A 4,627-nucleotide genomic window follows, 5' to 3' on the forward strand; every position below is an offset into this window, starting at 1 on the left:
CAACCTGCCCTCAGACACCGCTGAGTGACCTCACCGCAGGTGTCCGTGCAACGGGGGGAAGCTCATCTACGAGTCTGCCTGCGTCGAGTCAACAGCCGAACGCGAGAACATAGAAGCCATCATTCGAGCCAGCGGCACGGTGCGACTCCTCCCACGGATCGGCATGAGCATGACGCTCGCGGATGAAGCGATAGCGCTGCTACCGCTCACGGAGCGAAAGCCGCCAGGCGCGTTACTGATTCAGTCGTCTGTGATCGTGGGGGCGCTCAGGGAGTACTTCGAACTTCTCTGGGAACGCGCCACCCCGTACAGCTCACCCGACGTAGACGAAGGCCCCCTCCCGCCGATCCAAATGCGAATCTTGCGCCTCCTTACTCAGGGACTCTCGGATCAAGCCGTCGCGGAACGGGTCGGCGTGAGCGTCACGACGGTCGGTCGCCACGTCACCTCCATCCGCGAGACCCTCGGCGTCCAACACCGCTTCGCGCTCGGGGCCGTAGCGGTACAACAAGGTCTCGTCGAGTAGTTCGGCAACCGTGTGTTTGCCGTACGAGTTCAGCTCCGTCCCGACTACCGTTGCGTAGGGTCGGCGGAGCTCAAAGCCCACCGCTGACACACTCGGCTGGGTGGCGGATGAGGTCGCGAAGCATCGCTCGGTCGAGGTCCTTATGTCCAATCATGACGCGGCCGCGACCCGCCGGATCAGGGCGACTGACGCGGCGGCTGCGGGCGTCAACCGAAGGGCCACGAACGTGATGGAGTTCCGGTCGGTCGAACGCGCGCAGGGCGCGTTCCAGCAGTCGGTGACTGCGGCCGAGGTTGACACGGCATGTCGAAGGGCCCTTGGCGCTGATGCCGTCCCGGTGTCCGCGATCGAGCTGGGCACCGGAATGTACAACAGCGTGTATCGGGTGACCATGGCAGGGCGGCCGCAGCCGGTGATTCTGCGGGTCGCTCCACGCGAGGCCGACCAGTTCGGTTCCGAGCGGCACCTGATGCGTAATGAGTTCGCCGCCGTTCCCTGGCTGACCGTAATCGCGCCGCTGATGCCACGAGTGATCGCGGCGGATTGGTCGCATGAGGTGGTCGACCGAGACTGGATGCTCCAGACGCATCTGGATGGTGTCCCTGCGCCGGAGGCGCTCGGGAGGTATCCGCGCACCAGTTGGCCGGTGATGTTCCGCCGACTGGGAGAAATCACCGCGGCTGTGCAGGGGGTGCGTGGCCCATGGTTTGGCCGCGTGACCGGGCCGGGGCACAGCACGTGGAGCCGTGCAGTGATCGCGTCGCTGGAAGAGATCGCCGCCGATCTCGAGCTGGTTGGTTTGGACGCCTCGGACGTCCGTGCGGCCGCGGTGGCGGCGCGTGAAGCGAGTGCTGTGCTTGACGAGGTGACCGAGCCGAGGTTGTTGACCGGAGACCTGTGGACGGTGAACTGCCTGCTGGACGCTCATGCCGACGTGCCGACGATCACCGGGGTGGTCGATTTTGACCGCTGTGAGTTCGGTGACCCGGCGGCGGATTGGGCGGTGCGGATGGCCTCGGCCAAGTCCGACGAGCGCGCGGCGTTCTGGGACGCCTATGGCGAAGCGGATGCCTCACCGAAGGCGCGGTGGCGGTTCCGGCTCTACCAGGCCAGGCATCTGGGCGCGATCCGGCTGGAGCGCCACCGGTTGGGCAAGACCGATGCGGTCAAAGAGAGCTACGGCGCGATGGCCGAGGTGCTCGCTGAGCTCGGTTGATCGGCGGGTGGGACGTCAGGGTGGACGTGCACGATGATCTGGCGCAGGAGCATGTCGGCATGTTCCTCGACGACGGCCGGACGATCGCCGGTGACGATGAAGCACCCGAGGCGGTGCGCGTTGGTGGCAGGCTCATGGACCAGGCTCCCGGGCTCGACCCGCCACCGGACTAACGGCACGTCCGGCCCCGGCTCAGGCAGCCCTTCGACGTTGGCGAAGCGCCCGGTGCCCGGACTGGTCACAAACCGGACGGTGGCATACCGATCCACAGTCCGCGCGAGGTTGGGTCGGTGTCCAAACGCGACGTCGACCAAGGCGGTGAAGACGTCGATGCCCAAGGCATGGCCGATCAGGATCGCAATGTGCCCGGCACCGAGCCGGGCGGCGACCTCGATGACGGTGCAGCGACCGGTTTCGTCGACGATGACCTCGGTGTGTGAGGCACCGTTGCGGACGCCGACGGCGTGTACTGCGGTGTCCACCTGCTGATACACCGCCGCTTGGACGTCCGGAGGCAGCCGGGCGGGAAGGCTGTGCGCCAACTCCACCCGCTGCGCGCCAGCTGTGACCGTTTTGCGGGTGATGGCGAGATGGGTGGTGGCGCCGTCTCGCGTGAGCGACTCAACGCTGTATTGCGTCCCGGTGACGTACGCCTGGACGAGGACGACCGGCGCGGCCGGATGTACGGCAGCGCGGGCGGTATCGACCGCGCCGCCCACCTCAGCGAGACTGGTCGCGACGGTGACTCCGGCCGACCCTGATCCGCCAACCGGTTTGATCACGCAGGGCAGTCCGATTCGGGGGTCGGCGAGCGCGGCCCGCGCCTGGTGGTGGTCTCGGACGGGACGGGTGCGAGGGATGCGTACACCGGCTGCGGTAAGCGTGTCGGCCATCACCGCTTTGTCGCGGGCCGCACGGGCGAGGGCCGGAACGTTGCCGGGCAGATCCAGGTCAGCGCAGATGTAGGCGGTGAGGTCGGTGAGGTACTCGTTGACGGTCAGTACCGCACCAACATTGTGACGGCGGGCGTAGGCGGTGATCTGCTCCTGAGCCCGGTCGGGTTGGCTGAGGTCGGTCAGGCACCAGCCGGTCACCCGTGCATGCGGCCCCTTTCCAGGCCCACCGGTCGCGGTAGGGCTGGACGGGACGGCGTGAACGCCGTGGCCCCGGGCCAGGGCAGCGTTGATAAGCGCTGTGGACTCGGGACCAGTTGCGTCCAGCAGGAGCAGCGGCCTGGTCACCGGTAGTCCTCGCGGCCGCCGGTGCGGTGGGTGTCGAGGGTGAAGCAGTGGAACCCGCCGCCGAACAGGCGGCGGTGCCGGTGTCGAACCGGCACCACGGTGAAGCGCTCGGCCTCCAGCGTCTTGATCAGGCCGGGACAGTCCTGGTTGACCAGCACAGTGTGTTCGTCGACCGACAGGACGTTGAGGTCGATGTAGGGGCTGGTGAGGATCAGGTCGCTGTAGTCGTCGTAGGCGGGGAACGCGCCGGGGTCGGGCTCGGGTGGGACGAGGTAACGCCAGGACCGTAGCGCCTCGGGCATCAGGTCACGGATCCCGTCGTGCCGGGCGAGGAACACCCCAGGGCGCAGAGCCAGCAGCATCGAGTCGATGTGGTTGTCCGCCATCCGCCACACCCGATGCAGCCGATACCGGCCGCGGGTGTGGCGTTCCAACCAGTCGGCGCCGAGTTCGTGGTTGTGGTGAGCGACGTTGACGATCAGATCTGTGCCCAGCCGCAGTACCTGTGCGCCGTCCAGCATCATCTCGAGCCCGACGTCGTAGGGGCTGGGTTGGGGCTCGTCGATGCGTTCGGTGGGTCCACCGAGTGTGGTGGCGGCGTCGCGAGCGTAGGACAGGTCGAATGAGGCGTCGGTGAGGGTGGGACGCGGCATCGTCGTCCAATGTGCACCCGCCGCGAAGTAGTCGGCGAACACCGGCGTGAGAAGCCGCGTCTCCAGGTACCGGGATCGGATCGCGGGCGGCGTCTCGATGATCTCCTCACCCAGGATCAGGGTGTTGTCGCGAATGTTCAGCGCAGGGGTCGGAGCGGCCTGCCAGCCCAGGCCTGCGAGCGAGTCCGCGTCGGCCGGAAGCGGGATGGGGCGGCGTACCCTCACCCCCAGATCAGTGAGGGTGGCGGCCAACAATTCGACGTCCTCGTGGAGTTCGTCGGCGTAGCGACGTTTGATGGCCCAGTTCTCCCGGCGTGCACCGTTGGTCTGCGAGAGCCTCGGATAGGCCCAGTCGGAGCGGAACCCGGCCAGATTCTGGTGATGGAACAGCTCGAAGGACACGTCGCGGTCGTGGCCGAGATAATTCGCTGCCGACCCCACGATGATCTCGCGGAGTGGGGTGAAGTCGTCGTGGCTATGCAGACGCATGACCAGCGGATTTCCTTTCTAGATGGCTCAGGACGAGGGACAGGTCACGACAGGTATGACGACCGTGCCGACGACGTCATAGCGCGGACCGCGCGGGGACGTGCCGGTCGGCGACCGCTCGGCCACGCCGCACCCGAAGCGTCAGCCCGCCTCTTTCGGGTTGCAGGGTGCGCTGCTCACTCCAGCCCGAGAACCGGAACTCGGTGTCGTCGACCGGTGCCAGCGCGAATCCGCGTCCGCCTACGGTCAGAGTGAGAGGGCGGCTTGCGGGACGGTCGATGCGAGCGGGAATGAGTGGGCCATCCAACGGGGCTGCGGCATCGAAGTCGGCGAACCCCGACGGCAGCGTCACCTCGTACGGCAGGCCATCGGCAACACCGCCGGTTCCAATACCTGGCCGGTCTCGAGCGCAGACGTCGGGGCTCGTGGATGCGGATTGGTTTCGTCCGCGTCTAGCGGCAACGTTTGTCGATGAGTTTGAGCAACACCCCTGATCGTCGGG

At 67.0% G+C, this 4,627-nt stretch carries 4 protein-coding genes; 2 read left to right on the forward strand and 2 right to left on the reverse strand.

The features are described from left to right. The first annotated feature begins 352 nt into the window (after positions 1-352). Both ABD808_RS38525 and ABD808_RS19470 read left to right on the forward strand, forming a co-directional pair. Positions 353-526 (forward strand): response regulator transcription factor, encoded by a 174-nt coding sequence (locus ABD808_RS38525; RefSeq protein WP_425548949.1) that lies wholly within the window; start codon positions 353-355, stop codon positions 524-526. Positions 527-626: 100 nt separating this feature from the next. Further along, positions 627-1,742, forward strand: a complete 1,116-nt coding sequence (locus ABD808_RS19470) for a phosphotransferase family protein (RefSeq protein WP_344898634.1) — start codon at positions 627-629, stop codon at positions 1,740-1,742. Here the strand turns inward: ABD808_RS19470 and ABD808_RS19475 are convergent. Continuing rightward, positions 1,703-2,983, reverse strand: a complete 1,281-nt coding sequence (locus ABD808_RS19475) for an ATP-grasp domain-containing protein (protein WP_344898636.1) — start codon at positions 2,981-2,983, stop codon at positions 1,703-1,705. The two genes, ABD808_RS19470 and ABD808_RS19475, sit on opposite strands and share 40 nt — an antisense overlap. After that, positions 2,980-4,125: a glycine amidinotransferase gene (locus ABD808_RS19480; protein ID WP_344898638.1), complete on the reverse strand. Its 1,146-nt coding sequence runs from the start codon at positions 4,123-4,125 to the stop codon at positions 2,980-2,982. The genes ABD808_RS19475 and ABD808_RS19480 overlap by 4 nt, the downstream gene beginning before the upstream one ends. Positions 4,126-4,627: the final 502 nt, after the last annotated feature.

The organism is Actinomadura meridiana, assembly GCF_039537545.1.
Classification (GTDB): Bacteria; Actinomycetota; Actinomycetes; order Streptosporangiales; family Streptosporangiaceae; genus Spirillospora; species Spirillospora meridiana.

What these genes read in the sequence shown, in the direction of transcription:
- ABD808_RS38525 (WP_425548949.1), top strand. Translation starts at nt 353, where the DNA reads ATGCGAATCTTGCGCCTCCTTACTCAGGGACTCTCGGATCAAGCCGTC.
- ABD808_RS19480 (WP_344898638.1), bottom strand. Translation starts at nt 4,125, where the DNA reads ATGCGTCTGCATAGCCACGACGACTTCACCCCACTCCGCGAGATCATC.